This window comes from Corynebacterium durum, from assembly GCF_030408675.1.
GTDB lineage: Bacteria > Actinomycetota > Actinomycetes > Mycobacteriales > Mycobacteriaceae > Corynebacterium > Corynebacterium durum.
Genome location: NZ_CP047200.1, coordinates 2,724,185 through 2,747,285, shown reverse-complemented (window position 1 = coordinate 2,747,285; position 23,101 = coordinate 2,724,185). Strand labels below are relative to the sequence as shown.

Annotated in this window: 21 protein-coding genes; 11 read left to right on the top strand and 10 right to left on the bottom strand. The window is 54.8% G+C overall.

The genetic code is table 11. From position 1 onward, the window contains the following. Positions 1–41 precede the first annotated feature (41 nt). The 5 genes from CDUR_RS12725 (at position 42) to leuS (ending at position 7,076) form a co-directional block, all read left to right on the top strand. Positions 42–1,559: a SpaH/EbpB family LPXTG-anchored major pilin gene (locus CDUR_RS12725; protein ID WP_006061682.1), complete on the top strand. Its 1,518-nt coding sequence runs from the start codon at positions 42–44 to the stop codon at positions 1,557–1,559. Positions 1,560–1,677: 118 nt separating this feature from the next. After that, positions 1,678–2,529, top strand: a complete 852-nt coding sequence (locus CDUR_RS12720; protein ID WP_179418481.1) for a class C sortase — start codon at positions 1,678–1,680, stop codon at positions 2,527–2,529. Between the two features lie 4 nt (positions 2,530–2,533). Further along, complete coding sequence (locus CDUR_RS12715; RefSeq protein ID WP_179418480.1) at positions 2,534–3,841, top strand: SpaH/EbpB family LPXTG-anchored major pilin; 1,308 nt, start codon at positions 2,534–2,536, stop codon at positions 3,839–3,841. Positions 3,842–3,890: 49 nt separating this feature from the next. After that, positions 3,891–4,088, top strand: coding sequence for a DUF4177 domain-containing protein (locus tag CDUR_RS12710; RefSeq protein ID WP_006061685.1), 198 nt, complete (start codon positions 3,891–3,893; stop codon positions 4,086–4,088). 78 nt (positions 4,089–4,166) lie between these two features. Then, complete coding sequence (gene leuS, locus CDUR_RS12705) at positions 4,167–7,076, top strand: leucine--tRNA ligase (protein ID WP_179418479.1); 2,910 nt, start codon at positions 4,167–4,169, stop codon at positions 7,074–7,076. 27 nt (positions 7,077–7,103) lie between these two features. Here the strand turns inward: leuS and CDUR_RS12700 are convergent, their stop codons facing one another. Both CDUR_RS12700 and CDUR_RS12695 read right to left on the bottom strand, forming a co-directional pair. Then, complete coding sequence (locus tag CDUR_RS12700) at positions 7,104–7,652, bottom strand: GNAT family N-acetyltransferase (protein ID WP_179418478.1); 549 nt, start codon at positions 7,650–7,652, stop codon at positions 7,104–7,106. After that, entirely contained in the window at positions 7,634–8,233 is a 600-nt protein-coding gene (locus CDUR_RS12695; protein ID WP_179418477.1) for a Panacea domain-containing protein, read from the bottom strand. Before CDUR_RS12695 ends, CDUR_RS12700 begins: the two co-directional genes overlap by 19 nt. 150 nt (positions 8,234–8,383) lie before the next feature. Between CDUR_RS12695 and CDUR_RS12690 the strand changes: the two genes are divergently transcribed. Then, positions 8,384–9,409 carry an HtaA protein gene (locus CDUR_RS12690; protein WP_179418476.1) on the top strand — a complete coding sequence of 342 codons (1,026 nt, stop codon included), beginning with the start codon at positions 8,384–8,386 and terminating at the stop codon, positions 9,407–9,409. On the opposite strand, the gene CDUR_RS12685 is transcribed toward CDUR_RS12690, so the two are convergent. Further along, positions 9,406–10,560, bottom strand: a complete 1,155-nt coding sequence (locus CDUR_RS12685) for an MFS transporter (RefSeq protein WP_179418475.1) — start codon at positions 10,558–10,560, stop codon at positions 9,406–9,408. The genes CDUR_RS12690 and CDUR_RS12685 overlap by 4 nt on opposite strands. 89 nt (positions 10,561–10,649) lie before the next feature. On the opposite strand from CDUR_RS12685, the gene CDUR_RS12680 reads away from it, so the two are divergent. Continuing rightward, positions 10,650–11,234: a TetR/AcrR family transcriptional regulator gene (locus CDUR_RS12680; protein ID WP_179418474.1), complete on the top strand. Its 585-nt coding sequence runs from the start codon at positions 10,650–10,652 to the stop codon at positions 11,232–11,234. An 88-nt stretch (positions 11,235–11,322) separates the two neighbouring features. Here CDUR_RS12680 and CDUR_RS12675 read toward each other — a convergent pair whose 3' ends face one another. Then, positions 11,323–12,744 (bottom strand): efflux permease Rv1217c-related protein, encoded by a 1,422-nt coding sequence (locus CDUR_RS12675; RefSeq protein ID WP_179418473.1) that lies wholly within the window; start codon positions 12,742–12,744, stop codon positions 11,323–11,325. Between the two features lie 173 nt (positions 12,745–12,917). Further along, on the bottom strand, positions 12,918–13,796 hold the full coding sequence (locus tag CDUR_RS12670) for an ABC transporter ATP-binding protein (RefSeq protein WP_179418472.1): 879 nt from the start codon (positions 13,794–13,796) through the stop codon (positions 12,918–12,920). A gap of 561 nt (positions 13,797–14,357) precedes the next feature. Here CDUR_RS12670 and CDUR_RS12665 point away from each other — a divergent pair. Next, a complete protein-coding gene (locus CDUR_RS12665; RefSeq protein ID WP_179418471.1) occupies positions 14,358–15,026 on the top strand; it encodes a VanZ family protein in 669 nt (222 codons plus the stop codon). 65 nt (positions 15,027–15,091) lie between these two features. Here CDUR_RS12665 and CDUR_RS12660 read toward each other — a convergent pair whose 3' ends face one another. The 4 genes from CDUR_RS12660 to CDUR_RS12645 form a co-directional block, all read right to left on the bottom strand. After that, positions 15,092–15,451, bottom strand: coding sequence for a helix-turn-helix domain-containing protein (locus tag CDUR_RS12660; protein WP_179418470.1), 360 nt, complete (start codon positions 15,449–15,451; stop codon positions 15,092–15,094). A 39-nt stretch (positions 15,452–15,490) separates the two neighbouring features. Continuing rightward, positions 15,491–15,919, bottom strand: a complete 429-nt coding sequence (locus tag CDUR_RS12655) for a DUF2752 domain-containing protein (RefSeq protein WP_290207930.1) — start codon at positions 15,917–15,919, stop codon at positions 15,491–15,493. A 26-nt stretch (positions 15,920–15,945) separates the two neighbouring features. Next, on the bottom strand, positions 15,946–16,224 hold the full coding sequence (locus CDUR_RS12650) for a CD225/dispanin family protein (RefSeq protein WP_179418468.1): 279 nt from the start codon (positions 16,222–16,224) through the stop codon (positions 15,946–15,948). Positions 16,225–16,421: 197 nt separating this feature from the next. Next, a complete protein-coding gene (locus CDUR_RS12645; protein WP_179418467.1) occupies positions 16,422–17,237 on the bottom strand; it encodes an Fpg/Nei family DNA glycosylase in 816 nt (271 codons plus the stop codon). Between the two features lie 47 nt (positions 17,238–17,284). Between CDUR_RS12645 and CDUR_RS12640 the strand changes: the two genes are divergently transcribed. Then, positions 17,285–18,244: a hypothetical protein gene (locus CDUR_RS12640; RefSeq protein ID WP_290207925.1), complete on the top strand. Its 960-nt coding sequence runs from the start codon at positions 17,285–17,287 to the stop codon at positions 18,242–18,244. Between the two features lie 57 nt (positions 18,245–18,301). Next, entirely contained in the window at positions 18,302–19,651 is a 1,350-nt protein-coding gene (locus CDUR_RS12635; protein ID WP_179418465.1) for an RNA/DNA-binding domain-containing protein, read from the top strand. Between the two features lie 175 nt (positions 19,652–19,826). On the opposite strand, the gene CDUR_RS12630 is transcribed toward CDUR_RS12635, so the two are convergent. Continuing rightward, complete coding sequence (locus CDUR_RS12630; protein ID WP_179418464.1) at positions 19,827–21,089, bottom strand: alpha-hydroxy acid oxidase; 1,263 nt, start codon at positions 21,087–21,089, stop codon at positions 19,827–19,829. Positions 21,090–21,521: 432 nt separating this feature from the next. Between CDUR_RS12630 and CDUR_RS12625 the strand changes: the two genes are divergently transcribed. Next, positions 21,522–23,030, top strand: coding sequence for a DUF1846 domain-containing protein (locus tag CDUR_RS12625; RefSeq protein WP_179418463.1), 1,509 nt, complete (start codon positions 21,522–21,524; stop codon positions 23,028–23,030). The last annotated feature ends 71 nt before the right edge of the window (positions 23,031–23,101 follow it).

The following is a 23,101-nucleotide window of genomic DNA, read 5'->3' as shown; positions in this document are numbered from 1 at the left end:
ACTTATAACACCATCGTCGACCTATCCAGGAAGAGCTTTCCATGAACATCTTCAAAAAGAGCCTCGTCGCTGCCGTTGCCACCGGCGTTATTCTCACCAGTACTGGCATCGGCATGGGTGTTGCCGTGGCAACCCCCGGTGCAACAAAGAGCGTCCCAGGTGCGTCCAGCAGCATACCCAACGCTCCGGTAGGAACCATCAACAAGACCGCCCCCACCTCACTGACCATTCACAAGTTCTCCAAGAACAACGTGGGCACCGAGCGTGACAATGGTTTGCGTCGCGATAACGTCAACGGTCTGGGCGAGCCCCTCCGTAACGCCGTGTTCCAGGTTCAGAAGGTTAACAATATCGACCTCACCACCAACGAAGGCTGGTTGGCTGCAGAAAAAGTTGTTAAAACCGGGAGCAACGACCTCGGCCCCGCCGTGACCAAACCGACCGGAGCTAATGGCGAAGCCGTATTCGATGGCTTGGCTGTTGGTCTGTACAAGGTCACAGAAATTTCCGCCCCGCTGGGCTATGAATCCGTGGAACGTGAATTCTACGTCACGCTGCCTCTGACCAACCCAAACACCAAGAACACGTGGGAATACAACGTTCACGTCTACCCGAAGAATAAGCCCGTCGAAGACGTGATTACCAAGACGGTTCAGGACCAAGGTAAAAATGTTGGTGACCGCATCGGGTACACCATCACTTCCAAGATTCCCGAGTCCCAGAAACTCGCATCCTACAAGGTCGCCGACGTGTATGACCCGGCGCGTCTCACCGATGGTCACATCAAGTCCGTGAAACTGGCTGACAACTCGGTGACCTTCAACGAAGGCGTTGACTACGCCGTGCGTCAAGAAAATGCTGCCGGCAAAGCAAAGCTGGTCATTGATTTCACTGCCGCTGGTTTGGCAAAGATTTCGAATCTTCCGGCCCAAAAGCGCAAGCTGGTGACGGTGGCTGACTTCATGGTGCAGCACGTTAATTCTGTCGATCCGTTGGCTCCGGTGGTTAACGACGCTGAGTTGACGTCGTACTCTGAGCACGAAGATCCGACCAACCCCAAGCCTCCGTCAACCCCGAAGGATAAGCCGAAGACCTATTTCGGCAACGTCAAGGTTGTGAAGCAGAACAGCGACAAGCAGCCGCTGAATGAAGCTCGTTTTGATATCTACGCCTGTGACGATATTAACCACCTGGGTAACAAGATCCGCACGGATGTCGTTCCGGGCGCTACGGTGCAGGGCCTGCATGTGAATGACTTCGCCGATGGCGCGGCCGTCGAGAATCAGGCGGAGAAGGCTAAGGGCTACTGCTTGGTGGAGACCAAAGCACACCCGGGCTATTCGCTGTTGGCTACCCCGTTCTTCTTCCAGGTGAACAAGGGCAGCAACGAGACGATCGCTTTGTCCACCCCGACGGTGACGGATGCTAAGCACAACGGTGGGCACAACCTGCCGCTGACAGGTGGCGCTGGTATCACCACGTTGATCCTGGCCGGTGGCCTGATCGTTCTGGTGGGTGGCGGTAGCGCCGTCTACATGTTCCGTCGCCAGGGTTCCTAAGTTATTTTCCGTCCAGTCCGATTTTCGTGGGGTGTTAAACATCATGGGCTTGCGCCACAGGTCAGTGAAAAAGCCTTGGTCATCTAGCCGATCATCAGCAGCGAGGTTACTCCTTCCTTTGCTGTTAGTTCTCATTGGTGTTGGGGTTCTTTTGTATCCTGTCGTGGCCACAGTGTGGAATAACGCTCAGCAGAGTAGCCAGGTCGAAGCCTATGCAAGTCAGGTGCAAGACCCGGCGACCCAGCAGCGCTATGTTGATGAACTCCGCGAAGCTCAGGACTGGAATGCCCAGTTTCAGGGTGGACCTATCCTCGACCCATGGTTGGCGCGGGTTGAGGCCGACAACCTTGAGTACCAGCGCTATCTGGATGTGCTTGATGTCGGTGAGGTGATGGGTCGTGTGGTGATTCCCGCCATTTCGTCTGATTTGCCGATCTATCACGGTTCGGATGAGTCGGTGTTGGCTAAAGGCATCGGTCACCTGTATGGAAGTGCCTTCCCTGTGGGGGGTGAGAGTACTCATGCGGTGTTGACGGGACATACGGGCCTGTCGCAGGCCACCTTGTGGGACAACCTTGTTGATGTGAAAAAGGGCGACGCCATCTACGTGGACGTTGCTGGACAGAAACTTAAGTATGTTGTGGAGGACACGTTTGTTGTGCTCCCGACTGAGACGGATAAATTGGCGCCCGTTCCGGGGCGCGACATGATTACTTTGATTACCTGTACGCCGTATGGGGTGAACTCGCATCGTCTTCTTGTGCAGGCGGTTCGTGCAGAAATGGAACCCGGCGAGGCGAATCAGGTGTTTGATACTGTTCACCACCCGTGGCAGGGCTGGATGACCGCTGTCCTTGGGTCGGCCGCAGTCATTGTGCTCCTGGTCATCGCAGCTTTTGCCTGGGTGCTGCGGCAGCGCAAAAAAGCTCGTACCGAAATAAACACGCCCACTGTAGAGGCAAAGGTGTAATCCCATGAAGAAACGCAGCATCGCATGTGTCGCAGCGGTTGTCGTCGCCCTGAGTGCACATCCACTCGCTCTTGCTAGTGCAGCCGAGAAAACAGTGGTTGCGCAGGCTACACACGAGTCGGTTTCGCAGCGTCACGCTGGGTTGATCGATAGTAACCGCCAAGGTACGTTGGTCATTCACAAATCATCGGGTGATCCTTTGACGCAGTTTGGTGATCCGCAGAATCCCACGGCCAGCCTGGACCGCTCCCCTATCCCGGGTATTCGTTTTGAGGCTCGGAAAGTCATGGGCATTGATCTGACCACTAATGAGGGGTGGTTGGCCGCAGAAAACGTCAAGGCGGCTGACTTCTATGCTGGTGGTGGTAGGGAAAGTGATTTGAGTACCACGGTTGTGCGTGGGGAAACAGGTCCAGACGGTAGCGCACGTCTAGCAAATCTGCCGCTTGGGTTGTACTACGTCACGGAGGCTCCGAGTCCCGCCCAAGACAAGCACCTTTCGGTGGTGTCTCCATTCCTTGTGACGGTGCCTACTACTGATCTGCAGACACGTGGTCGCTGGATGTATGAGGTGGAGGTGCACGCAAAGGACCAAAAGCTGACAACAACAGCGGATGTGGATAAGCGCTGCACTGACGTTGGTGGCACAGTCACCTACACAGTCACAGGCAACTCCCCTGCCCCACAAAGCGACGGGAAGATTCACCGCTACACGATTGCTAATCCCGTACCGGACGGTGTTGCAGTGAAGGATAGTTCCCACACTGTGACCATCAGTAACCGTGCCACTGGCGGTAAAACTGTGGAGCTTGATAAACGTAAAGATTACACCTTCACCGTGGACGCACAGCGAGTGGCCACCATGGAACTCACACCTGTGGGCCTAACCAAACTTGCAGCTAGCCGCAAAAATAACCCAGATACTGTGGTGTCTGTGTCGTTTGCCGCAACAGTGAAAGACAAGCCTGAATCAGGGTACGTCCGCGACACTGGTTACCTACTCACCGAGGGTTATCCGGTTTTCGACGCCGTGACGAAGCCCGGGGTGAACAGTAACGAGGTGAAAACCGCAGTTCCCTGCAACCAAACACCGGAACCGCGCACCAAGAAGCCAGGGGTGCCTCCCGCTTCAGGCGATCCGCGCACACCAGAGTATGGAAGCAACGTACCAGCACAGGTTGTGGCGCAGCCTGAGCGTCAACGAGGCGTCGAAAAGCTGGCCATGACGGGTTCCTCAGTGTTAGGGCTGGTGCTGCTAGGTGCCGTACTTACCGTCAGCGGTGGGGTGTTGCTGCGTCGCAGGCTCCAGTAGCAGATTGCGTTAACGGCAGCCCTGCGGATTTCATCGCTATATTGAACGTATGGAGTACAAAGTAGTGGAAGTTCGTGAAGGGCTGCTGGGCGGCAAAATGTCCGGCAAAAAACTGGAGAAGATTCTTAACGATGAAGCGAAAGACGGCTGGTTGTACAAGTCTATGACCGCCGCAGACGTCAAAGGACGCATAGGGCCCGGTGGGGTTGACGGCATTCTCATTGTTTTTGAGCGACCTCGGCAGTAAACCTGGGCGATAGCGCGGTGATGGGGTAACGCGGCGTCGATAAGCAGCAGGTTTAGGGCAGGGTCTAGACTGTTTCTCATGACTAATCCGAGCGAGACCCCTGCACATCGTTATTCCCCAGAACTGGCTGCCACGATAGAGAAAACGTGGCAGAAATTCTGGATAGACAACGGCACTTTTAACGCCCCAAACCCGGTAGGCGACCTTGCCCCCACGGGCGGCGAAACACTGCCGGAGGAAAAGCTGTTTGTGCAGGACATGTTCCCCTTCCCCTCTGGGGCGGGCCTGCATGTGGGGCACCCGCTGGGATACATTGCCACCGACGTGTTCGGACGATACAACCGAATGCTGGGCAAAAACGTGCTGCATACCCTGGGCTATGACGCGTTTGGCCTGCCTGCCGAGCAGTACGCCATTCAGACGGGAACACACCCGCGGGTGAAAACCCAGGAATCCATTAGCAATATGGAACGTCAACTCGGTCGTCTGGGCTTGGCGCACGATAAACGACGCGCCGTGGCCACTACCGATGTTGAGTTTTACCGCTGGACACAGTGGATTTTCCTGCAGATTTTCAACGCCTGGTTCGATCCGGCGCAGCAGAAAGCTCGCCCCATTGCCGAGCTGCACCCCCTGCTGGAATCCGGCGAGGTTACTGTGCCCGAGGAACTGGCGGTGAAATTTGGTACTAGTGCTTATGCAGAACTGACACCTCAGCAGAAAGCCGAGGTTGTTGACTCTTTCCGTCTGGTTTACCGCACGAACTCCCTGGTGAACTGGTGCCCCGGGTTGGGAACGGTACTGGCGAACGAGGAAGTCACAGCCGACGGGCGTTCCGAACGCGGGAACTTCCCGGTGTTCCGTAAGAACCTCTCGCAATGGATGATGCGCATCACCGCCTACGCCGACCGCCTGCTCGACGATCTCGCACTGTTGGACTGGCCGGACAAAGTCAAAAGCATGCAGCAGAACTGGATTGGACGTTCACGCGGTGCTGAGGTGGATTTTGCAGTGGAGGCTGCTGCAGGTGAGGCTGTTGCGGGTGAGGCGACGATCACTGTGTTCACTACCCGCCCCGACACGCTGTTTGGTGCCACCTACATGGTGCTTGCCCCCGAGCATCCGCTTGTCGACGCCCTAGTAGACGCCGCCCCTGCCAACGCTTACGCAGCAGATGCGGTTGACGCGCGGTGGACTTTCGGGCATTCCACACCTTCTAAGGCGGTGGCAGCATACCGTGCCTCCATTGCGGCAAAATCCGACCTGGAACGCCAGGAAAACAAAGAAAAAACCGGCGTTTTCCTGGGCGTGTACGCCACCAACCCGGTCAACGGTGCGCGCATTCCCGTGTTCATTGCGGACTATGTACTCACCGGCTACGGTACCGGTGCCATCATGGCCGTGCCCGCCCACGATTCCCGCGACTACGAATTTGCCGGTGAATTTGGTCTGCCTTTGGTTGAAGTTGTTGCAGGTGGTGACATTTCCGTCGAGGCATACACCGAAGCAGGTGTGGCCGTGAACTCGGCAAACGAGTCCGGTCTAGACATCAACGGCCTGGGCAAAGAAGACGCCATCGCCGCCGTCATTTCCTGGTTGGAAGCTCGGAGCCTGGGACGCGAGAAAATCCAATACAAGCTGCGGGACTGGCTGTTTGCTCGCCAGCGCTACTGGGGCGAACCCTTCCCCATCGTGTACGACGCCGATGGAATCGCTCACGGCCTGCCGGAATCCATGCTTCCCATCGAGCTGCCCGATGTGGAGGACTACAACCCCGTGTCCTTCGACCCCAATGACGCTGATTCCGAACCACAACCACCACTGGCCAAGGCTAAAGACTGGGTTGAGGTGGAACTAGACCTCGGCGATGGGGTGCAACGGTATACCCGTGACACGAACGTCATGCCTCAATGGGCTGGTTCGTCCTGGTACCAGCTGCGTTACATTGACCCCACCAACGCTGACGAGTTCTGCAACATTGACAATGAGCGCTACTGGACCGGTCCCCGCTCCACGTCTGACAGCGGTGGTGTTGACCTGTACGTCGGCGGTGTCGAGCACGCCGTGTTGCACCTGCTGTACGCCCGGTTCTGGCACAAAGTGCTTTACGACCTGGGGTATGTTACCTCACGTGAGCCGTATCGACGCCTCTACAACCAGGGTTACATCCAAGCCTTCGCCTACGTCGACTCCCGTGGCATGTACGTGCCCGCCGCCGAGGTGGAAGAACGCGACGGTCGATTCTTCTACAACGGGGAAGAAGTCACTCAGGAATACGGAAAAATGGGTAAATCTCTGAAAAACTCCGTATCCCCCGAGGAAATCTGCGACGACTACGGTGCCGATACGCTTCGCGTGTACGAAATGGCCATGGGTCCCCTGGACACATCCCGCCCCTGGGCCACCAAAGACGTCGTGGGCGCCCAGCGTTTCCTGCAGCGCCTCTGGCGCTTGGTGATTGATGAAAACACCGGCAACCTGGTTGTTGTTGACGACGCTGTGTTGACCGACGATGACAACAAGGCCCTGCACCGGACTGTTGCTGGTGTGCGTGAGGATTACGCCGAACTACGCCTGAACACGGTAGTGGCCAAACTCATCGAGTACGTGAACTACCTGACCAAGGCATACCCGGCTGGCGCACCTCGCTCGGCGGTTGAACCCGTGGTTTTGATGGTTGCGCCGGTGGCACCCCACATTGCCGAGGAACTATGGACTCGTCTTGGCAACAAGACGGCCGATGGCACCGTGGCGTACGAACCCTTCCCCACCTTCGACGAACAATGGTTGGTGGATGACACCATCGAGCTTCCCGTTCAGGTCAACGGTAAAGTTCGTGGTCGCGTGACCGTGGCTGTTGACGCCGCCCAGGCCGACATCATCGCCGCAGCACTGGCCGATCCTGGCATTGCCAACCATGTGGAAGGAAAGACCGTGGTCAAGGAGATCGTGGTGCCCGGTCGCATGGTGAACCTGGTGGTGAAGTAAAGGCTTGGTGGGAGCGGTGGATGGGGGCTAATTGCTTCCATCCACCGCCGTTATAATCTCGCGTGCTTTTGACATTTTCATCATCAGCCGTCGTTGTTGGCCGATCCTGGTAAAAAACATACGCTCATAAAATGGGACGAGATCATCGGTCAACGCGTCAACTACGAGCAATCTACATGCGACCTGATCAGCCGCCGTCGTGGCTTGTCTAAAAGCTTCAAGAACGAGCGCTCTGCCTAAACCCTTGCCCTGAAACTCACGGTGCACACCCATCTTTGCAAGCAATGTGGCGGGCGCCACGGTTGTGCCCTGCCCGCATAATGATTTTTGGTGACGCTTGCTGGCATTGCTTAAGTCACATACAACAGTACAAAGGGAGAAAAACGCAATGATCTTGCCACTGTCGTCACGACACACCCACGTTGATGTGCGGTGATTGAGCTGTTCATTAAGTGCTGCTTTCTTAAACCAGTCATCAATGCCGGATTCAACACCGCTTGTGAACGAATCACACTGATGATCTGCGGAAATAAGTTCTACAGTTGACCACGGTGGCATCATGCTGATGTGATCCACTGAGCGAGATCCTCTTCTGAGAGAGGTGCGTCAAGATTGTCTAAATCAGTATCAGTCACGCGGAATATACGCGGGTGATATACCTGACGATCGGCTGTTGTATCATTGCGATACCACTGCTGAATCTCTTTATCGGGAATCACACTGTGCAGCTGACCAGGATCGTAGTGTTCTTCCCAGGGAGCATCATCATGTGAGATCTGACGAAGTTCCGATGCAGAGAGCTGGCCAAAACGCTGCCATACGGCATCAAGGAACTCAATAACATCAAGAGGAAGTTCCTTGGCATCCTGGGTTGCGTTATGTGCAACTGCATCATCGGCTGAGACGATTATTTGCCGACCATATTGCTTGAAATGTGGTCGAATTTCTTCTACAACAGGGCCATGCTCAAATGCTTCAATGTCTGATGCGAATAGGCGATAGCCTGTGCTAGCTAAGTAATTCGCCTGCGCAAAATATAGAAGCTTATGAAGCTTCAGTTGTGTAACGTCTGCGTCCTCACGTAGTTCATCAATGGCAATGAAATACGCAGCTACCAGCATCGGGTCAAGGTCTGCCGATATTGTGATGTTATCCATGTTTTCCTCCTCTCACCTGCTTAGAGTATCAGGTGTTAGCTGGCAAGAATACTGCCAACCAGTAACACCAATAGTTATATCGTCGAAATTTTGTTCGAGACTAGCAGAAATCACCTTCCGGACTCTAGCGTGTAAGGGTAGGTTAAGTTTATGCGATCATTCACTGCCCTTCCCCTAGCGTTGGCCGTTGTCGTGGCCGCCGCTCCTGCCGCAGTCGCAATGCCTGTGGTTCCTGATAATTTACCTATCTTTCCGCAGGTCAACGAGTCACCGCAGATTCGTGTGACGGATGAACAAGGCCGTTCCATTGAGGGCAAGACGATGCATCGTGGTGATGTCCTTCTTGTTCATGGTTCGGGCTTCGATCCGAATGCTAACCGTGGCGGCTTCGTGCTGCCTGTTCCGCCTGGGGTCCCAAACGGATTGTTTGTACTCTATGGTGCGTTTCCTGAGCACTGGAAGCCCAGCGAAGGTGTCCCGGGTTCCGTGCGCACACACCCCCATGATCGTATGGCGTGGGTAATGCCCGCAGGGACGCTGGATTCTATACCTGCGGGGTCCGTCGATATGCGGCGTTCCATCGCGCGGCAAGCACAGGCGATGAACGCTGACGGTACCTTCACGGCGCGGGTTGTGGTGGATCCACCGGCGAATACGACGGGTGATAAATGGGGCATGTATGTCTACCCGGGTGCTGGTTCGGTGGACGCTCGCCAGGAGTTTTTCGTACCGATATCCTACTCGCCGGATGCTGGCCCCAATACACCCGCCGCTGCGACGCCTGACCTGCTTATCGACGCCGCAGCAGTTCAGCAGTTTGCCAAAAACACGCGCGGCGGCGTCAACCCCACGAATGGTGCAGCTAAACAGGGTGCTGATCGCCTGAGTTTTTCACGGGACAAGGCTTCGGAAACTGCTGATGGGGTGCGTCACTATCGGGGAACTGTGACTGTATCCGCACGCTTCAACATGGTCGAAGTGGCCGTTGCGGATCCGTGGCTCGAACCTCGTGACGACGGCACCTGGGCGGTGACCGCGCTCGTGTCCACTGCCCACAACGTGGGCAAAGACAGTATGCAGCGTAGGGAAATTGGACGCATACCAAAGGATGCTCAAGGGCCAATTGCGCTGAAAGCGGGTACCGTTCAGCTAGGTACCGTGGAGGTTGCTCGCTAAAGCAACTTTGCCACGACGGTGAGACTTAGGGCCGCGCAGCAATACAGCGCGGCCAGTACCAATAGGAGGGCGGAAAAGCTGAGTCCTGCCGCGCCTAGAAGTGGCCCGATACTGGCCCCAAGGAAAAGGACCAGCCCGTTAATGGCCATGCCGGTGGCGCGATTCGGTGCGGCGACCTGCCCAAACAATGTGATCATGGTGGCTACGGCGACAGCAACGCCAGTGACACAGACAAGGCTGGCAGCACCTATTCCGGTGATGGATGTGTGCATACATGCTTCTAGGATGAGCCCCACAGCACCCAGGATAAACCCCGCGCGAGCGAGGGTAATTGTGCTGAATCGCTGTGATAGCTTCCCTACCGCAAGTGCCGCAAACATACCCGGCAAGCCAACAAGCCGCAGGATGAGGATATCCGAGGGAGAATATCCGAGGGTGACAAGATGCGGCCCTAGTGCCGTGTACATGGCGACAAAGACCAATAACAGGGTGACGTGTGCACTGCAGAGTAGCAGAATGGTCGGGGTGGTCAAGAGGGCACCTACCCTGGTGAATTGATCTATAAGCGAACTGTATGGAGTGCGAGTGGTGCGGTCCCGCATGAGGACCGCAATGGCTCCCGCGCAAATGAACAGGATCAGTGCGCTCGCGCCAAACACCCAATGCCACCCCCAGCGCTCTGTGATCGCTTGGGCTGTGACTTGCCCGAATATTCCAGCGACAAGAAATGCTGTGGACATCGCACCGATTGCGGTTCCTCTCCAGGCGGGTGGTGTGGAATCGCTGAGATAGGCCAGAGCAATGGGTGCAAAGCTTGCTGCGGTAATGCCTTGAATGCACCGTGCAACGGCAAGCGAGCCGAGAGACGTGGTGACGGCGCAGCTCAGGGTCGCAACGGTGAGCAAGGCGATACCAGTGAGGAGGCAGGCGCGGCGGCCGTAATGGTCGGCGATGGGACCCCAGATGAGGAAACCTAGTGCATAGCACAGGCTGAACGAAGTGGACAGAGTAAACGTGGCGTTTCCGCCAAGGTCGGTACTCACAGGACCAATGAGGGGGATGGCGGAGTAGAGCTGTGTAAGAACGAAAAGAGCGGTGATGACCAACGCGGCTGCCGTGCTACGCCGTGCTGGATGGTCGGACGTGTGCATGATGACCTACTTTCCAACGGTTGCGTTGGAAAAGGAGTCTAGTAACGTCCGGTAAAATATGCAACGCTACCGTTGGAAAGGACAAGAGGATGGCGTGGGACACAGCAGGAACACAACGAAAGATTCTCGACGCTGCGACAAAACAATTCGCCGCCGTCGGCCCAGATGGCACGACGATAGAGCGCATTGCCAAGGAAGCAGGTGTGAACAAAGAACGCATCTACAACTACTTCGGCGGCAAGCGGGAACTGCTGGCGAGAGTGCTGCAAGAAGAACTAGCCAAAGTCGCGCAGGCAATCCCCGTTGACTCCTTTGCCACCTACGACATTGGCGACTACGCCGGACACGTGTACGACTACCACCGTGAACGACCCGAACTCACACGCCTTCTGCACTGGGAAGGTCTCGCTTTTGGTAAGGACGTGCCTAATGAGGAGGCACGGCGTGCCCGGTATGAAGAAAAAACGGCGGCAGCGACAGACGGGCAACGCCAAGGAGTGCTCACCAACTCCATCGACGCAGACCATATTGCCTTTTTGGTGCTTGCCCTCGCGGGATGGTGGTTCGCCGCTCCCCAAGTCGCACGTATGTTAACGGGCGAGCCTACCGAGGAAGAACATGCTAGACGACGCGCCTCCGTGATTGAGGCCGCACGTCGCTTTGCGCGTGCCTGAAACCTGACGTTGCAGGTCCAGTTCGATTTCAAAAATGCGGGTGAATGGGACGTCGATACGCGTTGGTATGGTTGACATGGTGCAGGGGCTAGCGAACTTCCCGCCACGATGCTGCGACAATACCAACACCACTTGCAGCAATACCAGCGAACGCCATGGCAACGGGAATCCAGCCGCGTGTGGTGAGTTCATCGGCAAACAACGGATGATTAAACACAGACAAATCCATCGCCCATTCGGGAAGTTTCAACGTATCACCCAGAAATACCACCACCACGCAATACACCAACGGTGTCCAAGCCAACGTGGCATAACGAGGCAATGCCCCAACAAATACCACCGCAACTCCGAGCATTGCAATGACAGGCCCTACTTCGCCGAAAAAGCCGTACAGAAGTGACCGCATGGCTAAACCCGGATCGTCGGAAAAACGTGCGCCAAACAACGAGGCAATAGCCCCCGCCACCATAAGTAATAACGTAGCTACTAAAGAAGTAACGGTCACAGAACCTAAAGGGGTCCAGCGTCGAATACCCGTAGAACACATGAGATCAACAAGGCGCTCCTTCTCCTCTATACGTAGTCGAAGAACCATCTGAACACCGGCAATAGCGACAAGGATTCCCACAATCTGAACAGTCTGAGAAAGGAAGCCCGATTGCAGGTCGGTGGTTCTCATGCTTTCCTTCATCATGGCACCAAACTGCTCGTTGTCGAACAAATCCTTCAGCGAACCCGTAAGAGATGTAAGGAAACCGCTCATTATCATAACCGCGACTCCCCATGTTGCTAACTGCCCACGCTCCAATACCCACCGCAAACGCAGCATTCCACCCACATTACGTGGAGGAATAGCATCCCGAGAGCGTGCAGGAATACGACCCGTTCCATATTCACGATGAAGTTCCAAAAAGCCCCATAGTACGGCAAGGCTGATGCATAGGAGTAGGCAGAGCGCCGCGTTACTTAAGCTGTCATTCGTGTATGGCTTTATCACACTCCGCCAACCCAACAAGGATAACCAATTGAGAGTGGAAATATCTTCAATATCTGCGATGGCTCGCATGATAAAAGCGACCGCAATGGACAACAGGCCAATGCGATTGACAAATAACGCCGATGGAAGCAGTGCCGAAATAATCGCAGCAATTAACATGCTACCAATGAACGTCAATGATGCCACAATTCCAAAGGATAAAGCTCCCCGGAAAGTGAGTTCATCTACCATGAGCATTTCCATCCACAGGACAACAAAAGTGCCTGCTCCGATAACAACAGAAGTCACCAAAGAAACGACCACAGTGGCCGCTGACATCACCGTATGGGACACTCCAACCGACCGAATCAATTCACTATGCCCGCTTTCCTCGGGAATGCGGTAGAGAGAATTAAACAACAAAATGGCCATCACGGAACACAAAACAGTGATCCATGCCCCACCATTCCACGCCACCATCTGCCCAATTGTGCCGGGGTCCTCTAGTACCCCGTACATTGCTCGGGTGCTCATAGTGCTCTGCATTGTGTGAACGACAACTGTGCGCGTATCCAAGTCTGGGTAATACGACTCAAAAGATATGGGAAATGTGGCTGTCAGTACCAGAAGAGACACAATCCAGGTTATTAAATAGTTCCGACGCAAACGGAAATACAATGTACTAACGTACGCGATATTATGCAGCATTAAGTATCAGCCTCATAATGGCTTAGGAACAACTCCTCTAACGTGGCTGGCGTACTGCTAATATTTTGCCCGCTACGAGTGATGATATGCAGAAGCAACGCAGACACATTGTCGTGAGTTGTTGTCACCGTGAGAACAGGAGGTGCCACCGTTGCGTTCGGGAGAACCGCTAACTCAGGTGGAATACCATAAGGAAAAGTCGCGGTCACAGTGTAGGCCGAAAGATGTTTCAAGCTATCTATACGCCCACTCTCCACCGCTACGCCACGCTTAATCACAGTGACGTGTGAACATAATCGTTCCACCTCACTCATAATATGGCTACTGAGCAGCACTGTTGCTCCGCGCTGTTGCTCGATCTGTACCTGTTCCATGAACACCTGTTCCATCAAAGGGTCAAGCCCGGCCGTTGGTTCATCCAGAATAAGAACATCCGCATCGGCGGATAACGCAGACACAAGCAACACCTTACGGCGATTGCCTGTCGAATAATCACGTGCCTTCTTCGACGGATCTAGGTCAAATGCATCGATTAATTCCACGCGCCGACGAAGATTAACAGTCCACCCACGCAGCGATTCCAGTGCGTTCAACGTTTCTAACCCTGTAAGCGCAGGCCAGAGAGCAACCTCGCCAGGAACATAGCCGACACGACGTAAAATCTCTGGGTGTTGAAGCGGATTTTTTCCTAGCACTCGGACTTTACCGGCGGTTGGATGTAATAGCCCCAATAATGTGCGAATTGTCGTGGATTTTCCTGCGCCATTAGGGCCCAAAAAACCATGAACAGTGCCTTCCTCCACTGACATATTTAGTCCCGCTAAAGCCTGAAAATTCCCAAAATTTTTTACCAGACCAGATACCTGGATAACAGACATGATCTAGCCCTTCCTTGCATACAAAAATTGGGTCAATGTGCTTATGGGACATAGCTGCTTGCATAACTGGCGACGTGCGTAATGCTGGGGGTAGACCCCTTGTCATAAAACGCGTGCCTACATGGGTTTCCACATGGACTACGGAAGCATACAAGCAAAGGAAGTGTTGAGGTTAACTGCGCGATATTTGATGCAAAATTTGCATCCACTTCAGGCGATTTTGCTATTCTTGCAGATTAAGAACCTACTCCTCCATTGCTGTTTGCATTGCAAGCAGTTCTGATTCCATATCGATGCTATCATTGGAGATAATAGCATGAATCTGAGCTAACCCCAATTTTGATTTAGTCGAATATCTAATTTATACAAGTCACGTTGTGTATTGCGATGATTGTTTACGTATCCCATTCATATACTTTGTGTGAAAGATTGGAAGAAGGCCAATCATGTAACAATATGGTCCTGTCTGAACTGCTGTGAAGATGGCAGGCAATCAAGGAAATACCGTGCATAGTTGTTGAGGTGTCAACGTTGCTATGGGCTACGCCATAACTTCACTTAGTGAAGATCACACCTGGTCACGTTTACGGTCAACACAACAGCTACGACCTGAAGCTCCCCATGAAACCTGAGGTACGATCGATCGTTATGCAGATAAGTGCCCCACCAAGCCTTAGGTTCCTCAAGTTGACGATAGGAACCTACCTTGTGGCGACGCTCGGGTTTACCCAATTGAAAACAATGCTCACTATTGGTGGGTTGTGGCGAACCGGTGTGCACCGCACGCGATCCATTGAACTCATCCCTTTCCATGATTTTTTCCGGGTGCGAGGCTTCTTCAATCCGCTTTTTAACACCATGGGAAACCTTACCCTTTTTGTTCCACTGGGAATTCTTCTTGGTGTGTGGTGGGTAATGCATGGGCGGTGGTCCAGTACAGCAGGCGAACCCGTACGACCAGTACGCGGAGCCGTGCGGCGTTCCGCTGTCATAGGTTTTTTCTTCAGTCTTGGTATTGAAATTACGCAGTTTATTCTCGGCGTCGGATACTCCGATATTAGCGATCTATTATTCAATACGCTGGGCGCTATGCTGGGAGCCTGGCTTGCTGTTAAAGCCGGAGTTCCATGGCACAGGACACTTGTTACGGCGTGCCTTATTCTTGCGATAATTGGAATACTGTTACTGCTTGGTGTTGGGCAGTGGGTTATGGATACTTTCGGCGGATAGGCGTTAATCGTCACTTTCTCCGCCAGGTCTTCCTTGCCTGAGCGCGTTATTCGCCATGGAGTTAGCTAATCAAGCAGTTCCTTAGGGGCAATTGAGTCGCTGTTTTCCAGGGCGTCGGTTGTATTGAACAGTAAATCTTGCCACGGGCCGTTATCCTCCACAGGCACAGCGACGGTTGCGAGATACGCCCCCACTGCTTCGGCATAGCGACGAATGGTCTTCATTGTTGGATTGGTGTTTCCGCGCTCGAAACGGCTGATGGTGGACTTGTTTACTCCCATACGCTGTGCGACCTGATCAATGGTCATTCCACGGTTTTCCCGAATGATAACGAGCTGTGTGATCAGCTCGTAGGTAGACGTAGAGTTGTTGATAGCAAGGTCGTCATCAGGCCAGGTAAAACGAGATAAGTTACGTGGACTCACAGGTTGAATTCTAGCGCAACCGCCTCATAATGTCCCTGGTTACACCCGCAGACTTGCGAACGGTTCCCACGGCAACAGTCGGATGATAAACCATACAAACACAACAACGGCGGTTGTCCAGGATGCATACCGCCATTGTGACCAGTCGGGGACGCGTTTGCCCAGGGTTCTGCCGAGCCACACGCACCAACTCCAGCCAACAAGAATCACTGCGACTACAGCCAGAATGTTGTAGCGCACGGCGGCGGATACATCAAGGTGTGTGAGGGAATACAAAGCACGGGCAGTGCCGCATCCAGGGCAGTCTATGCCAAAAAGGGCTTTGGTTGGGCATAGTGGAGTTGGTCCTCCGGGCGTTGTTGGGTCGGCCCAGTTCAACACAAAACACCCGCACACTGCACCACATACCGCAAGCACTGGACCGGCAGGTGTGCGTTCCAGTGCTTGCGTGATGCTGTGGGTATTCACAGGGGTAAGCATACAGTGGTGGTGGGTTAGGAGGAACCTGCTCCACCAAGAACAAAGCTGAAGATGCCCCACAGGACGTCAACGACAAGGCCAGCAATCACTGCGTAAATAGAAAACTGCCTGGCTTTGGCGCCAAACTCAGCCGCCGCGGCGGCGTCTCCATTCTTCCAGGCTTGATCAGATTGGATTGCCAGGTAAATTGCATATCCGCCAACGGGAACGCAACACAGCACGGTGGTGATGATGGCCATGATGAGGTTGTTGTCAGGCTTGCCCCCAAGTGGCGCATTGGGTTGAACTGTCATAAGAGGATTCCTTAAGAAGAGTTGGAAACTTCACACAGAAGCTGTTTTAGCAAATCTGATAGTAGCACTCGTGCTGTGCTGTCGCGCAAAGTGTTTCCGCTGTAGTGGCCTGCGTGGCCCTGTCCTCTGGATCGTGGCAGCTCAGTTAGCTTTTCTTTTCGAAGAAGGTGAGATAGTAAACATTCTACCTGCTGTGTCTATGGCGATGGTTGGCAGCCTTCGCACCAGAAAAGGTTGCGACCCTCCATCACGGTTTCGCTGATGGGTGTGCCGCAGACATAGCATGGTTGGCCTGCCCGCCGATATACATATACCTCGCCGCCGTGATCATCCTTGCGCGGTTCCCTCCCCATTGTTTCGGGGGTGTGTTCGGGCCGTACGGTGTCAATCCGTCCAACATCAACCCCGTCACGCATCAATTCACTAAGATCGCTCCATATCGCGTCAAACTCCCCACGGTCTAGCATTTTTGCGCTGGTAAACGGCGATATTCCCTGTCGGAACAGCGTCTCAGCACGGTAAATATTGCCCACTCCGGCAAACAACTTTTGGTCCATCAACAGCGCCCCAATGCTTCGCGACGCCCTGCGCAGCCGCATCCATGTGGCGTCCGGGTCGGAATCCTCCCGCAGTGGGTCACCGCCTAGCTTATCGATGGCCGCGTCCCGCTCGCCGTCTGTAATCAATCGGCACCATTGTGGTCCGCGCAGATCAGCGGCAAGCTCATCGGTGGCCATGCGAAAGCGAACCTCTCCCACCGGTTCGGCTAACGGGTTGATCTGCAGTTTCCCGATGAGTCCCAGATGGATGTGCACGATGTGCTCGGGTCGGTCGGTGTCAAAGTCGATGAATAGGTGCTTGCCCCATGCCTCTGCTGCCGCCAGTGGGTGGGCGTCGAGAAGCTCTGCCTCGGTGCGAAAACGTCCTTGCGGCGAGCTGACGTGAAGTGGTGCTTCACTGAAATCACGGTTGAGCTCGCGGGCAAGGCGGTGAATGACATGACCTTCGGGCATGTGCACATTGTAATGCCCCAAGCGGGTCAGGTAATCAGAAAGGTAGCATGATTACCATGTCGAATCATGCGGAGAAAGTGCAGTATATTTTGGATAACCTAGAGGAATTAGATGGGTGGGATTCCCCGGCAGATACGTACCTTCAAAGTTTTTGGTCGATACCGGATGAGATTCCACGAGCAGCACTGGCGGCCGAGAAATACGATCCAGCGATGATCTATTACCATGCTGCGGCGGATGTTCGTGACGAGCTGCTGTCTCGATATGACGCCGCCAACGACCCCAGAATGCAAGCGCTGATCTTGGAGTGTTTGGTTATGCAGGGCGACGAGGTTGTTGCCACGACGTTTGGGCCGAACAACTTCACGTATGAAGCAGGTTGGGTTGTTGGCAGCGATGGGCAACCCCACGAGTTAGTGTTTGATACTGCCTATGCGGTTTCACCAGGTGTGGGTGTGAAAGTTGGGATTCCCTGTAGCGAACGATGCGGCACGTGCGGCAGTGAGCTAACAATCCTTTTCCTGTTTGATGGCACTGACCTGCGCCTCCAGCATGTGAAAATAAATCACACTATTACCGTCATGGCCTGCATGAATTGCCTTTTTTACGTGGAGGCACTGTACACACGCTTTACCGCTTGTGGTGATGCTGAGTTGATTCAACCGTACGGAACAATGTATGCCGATACCGCGCAGATGGTCAGTACTGAAGGGGACAAGGCGCATCATAAGAAATTCTGCGACGAGTTAAGCCGTGTGGAACTTCAACTCAGCGAGCAACCAGTGCCGCCTTTTTCGGCTAGCTGCCCGTGGTCGGGCAGTACTGTTGGTGGTTTTCCAGGGTGGATTCAATGCCCGCAGTACCCAACTTGCCCTGACTGTGGAAGAGACATGATGTTTTTCGCGCAGCTTCAGTGGGGCATATTGGTCGACTGGATGGACGGCACCCTATATGTCCATCTGTGTCCATCGTGTGGGATGTCGTCGGTGCTTCATCAGCAAAGCTAGCTACTTAGTACATACATAGTCATTATTACTAAGTATTATGCTAAGCTTATAAGCAGCATGAATACGCAGGAACTGGAGCAGCTGATCCGTCGGCTTAGGGTCACGGGTACGGCAGGGTTGGACGTTGAAGTTCGGGTGGGCGTCGGCAAGCAGGTGGTGGAAACACTGAGTGCGATGTCAAATAGCCGTGGTGGAACGCTCATTGTTGGGTTGTCGGTGCGAGACGGCTTTGAGCCAGTGCCAGGCTTCGCTGCGGAACGGGCGCGCGATAAACTGCTGAGCCGGTGCGAGCAGCTTATGCCCACAGTTCGGGCGCAGGCTGAGGTTCATACTCTGACCAATGGGACATCGGTTCTGGTGGCTGAGGTTCCAGAAATGTTTCCGCGCGATAAGCCGTGTTACGTGCAGAAACGAGGACTCTACGACGGGAGTTTTCAGCGCGCGGCAGACAACAATGTTCCGTTGCTTGCTCACGATATTGATCATTATGTTGCGGAACAATCCCAGCCCACATGGGATGAGGAACCCATTCCTGGTGCGAGTCTTGACGAGGCGATGCTGCGGCCCTTTGTGAATCGTCAAGAGCGCCTTCGCCCGGACCTTTTTGCTGCTGGTACCGCGCAGGCCTTGGAGAGTCTTGGTGTTGTGAACAACGGCACTCCAACATTGGCTGCGATGTTAACGATGGGTACGAATCCTCAGAACCATTATCCCCAGCTCACGGCGACGGTCGGGATCTATGCTGGCCCGTCAGAGCGTGATTACACGGACGGCGTGGTGCTGAGCGGCAGTATCGCTGCTCTGATCGACCAGGGCATTGACCTGGTGAAACACCATGCGCCTGAGTATCCGCAGGGGGCAATTAGGGAAGCTGTGACCAACGCCCTGTTGCATCGCGACTACTCTCCCTTGGCGCGCGCCTATCCGGTGCAGATGCGGGTGTTTACTGATCGCTTGGAAGTGACAAATCCGGGTGCGCTATATGGCGCCATTACCACGCGTGAACTGGGGGAAGAAGGACTGAACCCGACGCGCAACAGGCGACTCGTCGAACTCGTTGGACCCACAGTGGCTAAAGGTAGTGGCCTAGGTTTTGCCGCGATGCAGCGCTTGCTTGCCGACGCCACGTTTCCCGCTCCGGAGGTGCGCACCACAGCGACATCACTCACCCTGGTTTTGCCCAGGCATCAAGTCGGTGCAGCACCAAACCCGAAAGCACTAACTGCGCGTGACCAGGTGTTACAGCTTTTCGACGCCCGCGGCACTATCAGCGCGGCTGAAGCTACTGCGGTCACGGGACTCAGTCGAAGTGCCGTACAGAAGGCGCTCGCGCAGCTGGTGTCAACTGGGGTGCTTGAGCCGACAGAGGCCGGTCGGAGTCCGAAACAGCGGTATAGGCAGGTGTGATTTATCGTGGTGATGCTGGAGGCGTAGCGGCATTTAACAGTTATGTGCCCATTCTCGCACAATCTACCGGCACTTAACAGTTATGTGCCGATAGATTGCCGCCCCATCGTAAGATAAGCCCGAACCTACGATGGATCGCGGGTTCGGACGGGCGTCGATACGCGAGAATACAGGGTTAGAGAACGTGTGTATCCTTGGCTAGTTTGCGGGGCGCAAGGCGAGTGAGCTGTGTAACATGCTGGGGTCCGAGTTCGTCAATCGTCTCAACCTGCAGCAGTTGCATGGTGCGGCGGACCTGCTCCGAAAGGATCTCAATGGTCTTGGCTACGCCAGCTTCGCCGCCGGCCATGAGGCCGTAGAGGTATGCGCGACCGATGAAGGTGAACTTGGCACCCACCGCGAGAGCTGCGACGATATCGGCACCGTGCATGATGCCCGTGTCCATAGCGACGTCGAGGTCCTTGCCCACCTCGCGGACAACCTCGGGAACGAGGTGGAAGGGCACGGGAGCGCGATCGAGCTGTCGACCGCCGTGGTTAGACAAGATGATGCCGTCAACACCAAGGTCTGCGAGCTTCTTGGAGTCTTCAACGTTCTGAACACCCTTGACCACGAGCTTGCCTGGCCAGATTGAGCGAATTTCCTCCAGGTCGGAGAACTGGATGGAGGGGTCCATAGCGGAGTTCAGGAGTTCGCCGACGGTGCCGCCAGTGCTGCTCAGGGATGCAAAGGACAGGGTTGGTGTGGTGATGAAGTCCCACCACCACCATGGACGTGGGATGGCATTGAGCACCGTACCCAGGGAAATCTGCGGCGGAATGGAGAAGCCGTTGCGCTTATCGCGTAGACGAGCACCCGCGACGGGGGTGTCCACGGTGAAGAATAGGGTGTCAAAACCGGCTTTTGCGGCGCGTTCCACCAGCCCGTAGGAGATTTCTCGCTGCCGCATGACGTAAAGCTGGAACATGTTCCGCCCATGGGGGTTGGCAGCCTTGACGTCCTCAATAGAGGTGGTGCCCAGGGTGGAAAGGCAGAAGGGAATCCCAGCCTTGCCTGCCGCTGAAGCACCGGCCAGTTCGCCTTCGGTTTGCATCAGACGAGTGAAGCCCGTTGGTGCGATGCCGAAAGGAAGCGCGGAGGGGCCACCGAATATCTCGCAGGACGTGTCTACGTTGGTGACATCGTTGAGGATGGACGGGTGGAATTCCACGTCTTTGAAGGCTTGGCGGGCACGGTTCATCGAAATTTCGTCGTCGGCTGCACCATCGGTGTAGTCGAACGCGGCTGATGGGGTGCGGCGCTTTGCAATTTTCCGCAAGTCCTCAATGGTTTGTGCTTTTTCCAAGCGGGCGTGCTTGAGATTGAGGTCTGGCTTTTTGAACTTCAGCAGTTCAAAAATCTCGTCTGGGTGCGGTACCTGACGTCTGACCTTGGCCATGTGCGTTTTCCTCCTTGATGTGCGAGCGCGTACGGAGTTATGTGCGGTGCCACATCAAGGACCCGTACGCGATCCTTTACGCGCCTAGAGTATCTAGCTGACTTATTAAAGGCTATCCTAACTTAACTGGCCTGTTAAGGGTCTTTGTGAAATATGTGGCAATCTCTATGGTTTGCCCAGGCTTGGGGGTGGGGGTGGGGGCTATATATCCACGTACCCCCAGGAATCTCCTCATGCCGCTTTGTTGACATTGTGAGAGTGCCCCTCAAGGGTGCCCCCGCGACGTTTCTCCGCGGCACGTTCTTTCGTGCCAGCTCCCCGCGATCATCGCCACAAGTGGTGCATCGAGCCCTGTTGCAAGTGGCCTTGATTTCTGTCAGGCGCTAGAATCCTAGTGTTACTGGACCTTTTACGCACGAAGGGCGCTGCACAATGTCGGACGGCACACCACACACACCCATCGGTTTTGACCGTGAAAAATACATCGCCTTGCAGTCGCAACACATTAAAGCGCGCAGGGAAGACTTTGGCGGCAAACTCTACTTGGAAATGGGTGGCAAGCTTTTCGACGACATGCACGCCTCACGGGTGCTGCCAGGGTTTACGCCAGACAACAAAATCGCCATGCTGGAGCAGCTGAAAGACCAGCTGGAAATCATTGTGTGCATCAACGCCAAAGACCTGGAGCGTCAAAAAGTGCGCGCTGACCTGGGCATCCCCTACGAGGAGGATGTGCTCCGCCTTGTCGATGTGTTCCGCGAGCGCGGCTTCTTGGTGGACAATGTGGTGTTGACGCAGCTGGAGGACGATAACCGCGTTGCCATCGCCTTCAAGGAACGCCTAGAACGTCTCGGATTGAAGGTGTCACGTCACCGCATTATCCCTGGCTATCCGGCAAATACTCGCCGTATTGTCAGTGAAGATGGATTTGGTGTCAACGACTATGTTGAGACCACACGAGACTTGATTGTCGTCACCGCGCCGGGACCTGGTTCTGGGAAGCTGGCCACTTGTTTGTCGCAGCTCTACCACGAGCATCAGCGTGGCATTCCCGTCGGATACGCCAAGTTTGAGACCTTCCCTGTTTGGAATCTGCCATTGGAACATCCGGTGAATCTCGCCTACGAGGCAGCCACCGTCGATTTGGACGACATTAACCTCATTGATCCATTCCACCTCGCCACCTATGGAGAGCAGGTGACCAGCTATAACCGTGACGTTGAGGTTTTTCCGCTGCTAAAGCTTCTGATGGAAGAACTCTCCGGTGATTCCCCCTACGCGTCCCCCACCGATATGGGGGTAAACATGGCTGGCTACTGCATCTCCGATGATGAGGTCTGCCGGGAGGCCGCCAAGCAGGAGATCATTCGCCGCTACTACAAGGCTCTGGTGGAGGAACGCCGCGGGGAGCTTGACGACGTCCTGTCCTCCCGCGTCGCCATGATTATGAGCAAGGCCGGCATTGCCGCAGGTGATCGCGCCGTGGTGCAGCCAGCTCTGAATATTGCGGCTGCGACTGGTGATCCAGGGTCTGCTATCCAACTCGCCGATGGGACAATCATTACAGGAAAAACATCGCCACTTCTCGGATGTTCTGCCGCAATGTTGCTCAATGCGCTGAAGCACCTGGCGGGTATCGACGCCGAGACGGACCTGCTGTCACCCGCCTCCATCGAACCCATCCAAACACTCAAGACCACTCACCTTGGAAGCAAGAACCCACGTTTGCACACTGATGAGGTCTTGATTGCGCTGTCGGTGTCTGCGGGGACGAGCGAGGAATCCCGCAGGGCCCTGGATCAGCTGCAAAATCTTCGAGGGTGTGATGTCCACACCACCACTATCCTGGGGCCGGTGGACGAGGGGATTTTCCGTAATCTGGGCGTTCTGGTCACCTCGGAACCGGAATACCAAGTGAAGTCTCTCTACCGAAAACGGTGAGGACATTCCTGTGCTGGGTCGGGGGCGGGGGTGGCCGGGGGCGTCGATAAGCAATGTAGGTGTAAGAAACG